Raw genomic sequence first — 3,087 nt, forward strand, 5'->3', positions numbered from 1 at the left:
CCACCCTCGCGGCGCTCACCGTCGCCGCCCTCGCCGCCGGTACGGCGCTCACCGCGCCGGCCGGCGCCGCGCCCCAGGAGGCCGCACCGCCCAGGTTCCTCGCGGCCTCCGAGCTGCCCCCGCACCCGTCGTCCACCTGGACCGCGGGCCCGGTCACCGACGGCTTCCCGGTGGAGCTCGCCCACTGTCTCGGCGAGGGCGTGCCGGCGTACGACTACCGGCACCGCGTCTTCCGCACCGATCTGGACACCGGCGCCGTACAGACCACCGTCGTCACCGGCTCCGCCGCCAAGGGCAAGGCGCTGGCCGCCCTGCTGAACAAGGAGATCCGTTCCTGCGCCGGCCGGATCGAGCGGTCCTCCCCGGACGTCGAGGCCGAGGGCCGGTACTACGGTTCGCTGCCGGTCGAGGAGGGCGCGCAGGTGCACGGGCTGCACACCGAGACCTCCTGGGGCGCCACGGACATCCACCTGCTCTCCGTGGGACGCGACGGGAGGACCGTGACCGTCGTCGGCTGGGGGCAGTTGGGCGACTTCGACGACGCCCCGGTGGGCGCGTTCAAGAAGACGACGAAGAAGGCCGTCGACAAGCTGTACTGAGGCCGTACGGCCGCCGCGACCACCATGGGAAGCCGGGGTCGTCCTCTCGCCACGGGGGTCGGGAGGACGGCCCCGCGCGTTCGTGCCGCCATCTGTGTGGCCATCGCACTTCGGCCAACCACCGTTCGTGACCGTCCGGCATGACTGGCACGTGGTTGACCGGGCAAGGATTCCCGTGAAGGTGTTCGAGCACAGGGGGAATCGACATCGGCACGCGGGCGGGGGCCATGAAGAGTCAGGCTTCGGCGGATCGGCTGAGGCGCACACTGGGGCGTGCGGATCTGCGGGCGGTGCCCGAGTCCCGCAGGGCGTTACGGGAACTGCTCAGACACTGGGGGACGCCGGAGCGCTCCGAGGTCGCGGAACTGCTCACCAGCGAGCTCGTCACCAACGCGCTCGTCCACACCGGCCGCGAGGCGGTCCTCACGGTCACCGTCGGGCCGCGTGGACTACGGGTGGAGGTACGGGACTTCGTGGACCGGGAGCTCCGGCCGCGGGCACCGAGCGTCGACGACGGCACGCACGGGAGGGGCCTGGTGCTGGTCGAGTCCCTCGCCGACGGCTGGGGCGTCAGGAAGCACCGGGTGGGCAAGTCCGTCTGGTTCGAACTCGACGCGGACGCGGCCTGAGAGGGGGCGGTCCGCCCCCTCTCAGGCCGCGACGGGGCGTCAGCCGAACTGCTGCTCCAGGTCCTTGAGCTTGCGCTCCAGGGAGTCCAGGCGCGGCAGGGCCTGGGTGTCGTCCTCGGCGGTGAGGTCGACGGTCTTCGGGTCAGCGCCGGTGCGCACCGGCTGCAGGGAGGGACGCGCGCGGACGGGCAGGGCCTCCGGCGCCGGTATGGCAGGCTCCGCGGAGACCACGTCGGAGTCGCGCTCCACCGTCGGCGCCTCCAGCTCGCGCCCGCCGCCCCGGCCCGCGAAACCGCGGTGGCCACGGCTGATCGCCTTCAGCCGGGCCCGCTCCATGCGCTGCTGGTCCCGCCTGCGCTGCTTGGCCTCGTCCTTGCGGATCTTGTCCTCGCGCACTTCCTCGACCGCCTCGTCGAGGCTGCGCACGTTCTCCAGCAGCATCAGCGACCAGGCGCGGTAGGTCTCCCGGGGGGCGCGCAGCCAGCGGACGATACGGATCTGCGGCAACGGGCGCGGCACCAGGCCCTGTTCGCGCAGGGCGGCCCGGCGGGTCTGCTTCAGCGCGCGGTCGAACAGGACCGCCGCCGACAGGGACATGCCCGCGAAGAAGTGCGGGGCGCCCGCGTGGCCGAGGCCCCGGGGAGCGTGCACCCAGTTGAACCAGGCCGCGGCGAAGGCGAACGTCCACACGAGTATCCGCGAGCCGAGGGCCGCGTCACCGTGGCTGGCCTCGCGCACGGCGAGCACCGAGCAGAACATCGCCGCGCCGTCCAGGCCGAAGGGGACGAGGTACTGCCAGCCGCCGGACAGGCCGAGGTTCTGTTCGCCGAAGCCGACCAGGCCGTGGAAGGAGAGCGCGGCGGCCACCGCCGCACAGCAGAACAGCAGGACGTAGGAGACGGTGCCGTAGAGGGCCTCCTTGCGCCTGCGGCGCTCCTCGCTGCGCTCCCACGAGTCGTCCGCGCTCGTGCTCTTGACCGAGGAGCGCTTCCCGCGCGCCAGCACCGCCACCGCCGCCAGCATGCCCAGGAGCAGCACGGCGCCCGGAAGCAGCCAGTTCAGCGATATGTCGGTCAGTCTCATCTAAGGGGTCCCTTGCATTGGGATAGGGCGTGCAACGCCCGCCATAGTGGCCCAACTCCAGTGGCCCTCAGGGGGTTTCGGGGCAAGAGGCCGCCAAGGGGGTGCGTGGGGGGTGCCCAGGGCGGCGTCCGCTCGAACTGCCGCGTGACGGGCAGGAGTTGAGTTCGAATAAGACTACCCGTACGGGTGGTTCCGCGGATAGTTCCCGTGACGGGTGAGGGAATTGTGAATCCCCTGTGACCTCCGCGGCCCGCCGGCCGGATGATCTTACGCGCCGGGCGGGGGTGCCGGTGACCGACGCGGCGTCAACTCGCCTGTGCGACCAGCTCGGAGGCCCGCTTCCCGGTCCCCCCGGTGGCGCAGGTGCGCGGGCAGGTGGCGCAGATGTCCGCGGGGCGCAGGGTGTAGAACATGCAGCAGCTCACCCGGTCCCGGGTGACGGGCGCCGGCTCCCCGTCGGGCCCGGTCGGCCGGCGGAAGGCCGCCGCGCCGACGTACGGCTTGGTCGTGCCCGGCAGAAGCAGCTCCAGCTCCCGCAGCCCCCGCTCCTCCTCGCCGAGCAGCTGGGAGACGTACCGCAGGCTCTCGACGATCTCGTCGGTCGCCATGCCCCACAGGGCCCGGCCGCGACGCCGCATCCGGGGGCCGAAACCGGTCAGCACGGGTTCGAGGTGCTGGGCGACCGCCTCGCGCACCGCCGCGCGCAGCGCCTCCTCGTCGGGCACCACGCGGGCGCCGGACAGCGCGGCGGCGGGGTCGCCGGGCAGGCAGGCGAA

At 72.9% G+C, this 3,087-nt stretch carries 4 protein-coding genes; 2 read left to right on the plus strand and 2 right to left on the minus strand.

Annotation, left to right across the window (positions count from 1 at the left end; all coding sequences use genetic code 11):
* Both B7767_RS31695 and B7767_RS31700 read left to right on the plus strand, forming a co-directional pair.
* The coding region (locus tag B7767_RS31695) for a hypothetical protein (protein ID WP_107486446.1) at positions 1-599 on the plus strand (599 nt) is incomplete at its 5' end.
* A 227-nt stretch (positions 600-826) separates the two neighbouring features.
* Positions 827-1,228, plus strand: coding sequence for an ATP-binding protein (locus B7767_RS31700; RefSeq protein ID WP_085575135.1), 402 nt, complete (start codon positions 827-829; stop codon positions 1,226-1,228).
* Between the two features lie 39 nt (positions 1,229-1,267).
* Here B7767_RS31700 and B7767_RS31705 read toward each other — a convergent pair whose 3' ends face one another.
* Both B7767_RS31705 and B7767_RS31710 read right to left on the minus strand, forming a co-directional pair.
* Positions 1,268-2,311 (minus strand): DUF2637 domain-containing protein, encoded by a 1,044-nt coding sequence (locus B7767_RS31705; RefSeq protein ID WP_085575136.1) that lies wholly within the window; start codon positions 2,309-2,311, stop codon positions 1,268-1,270.
* 305 nt (positions 2,312-2,616) lie between these two features.
* On the minus strand, positions 2,617-3,087 hold a 471-nt coding region (locus tag B7767_RS31710), incomplete at its 5' end, for a (2Fe-2S)-binding protein (RefSeq protein ID WP_143652733.1).

Source organism: Streptomyces sp. 13-12-16, assembly GCF_002114215.1.
In the GTDB taxonomy this organism is placed as follows: domain Bacteria; phylum Actinomycetota; class Actinomycetes; order Streptomycetales; family Streptomycetaceae; genus Streptomyces.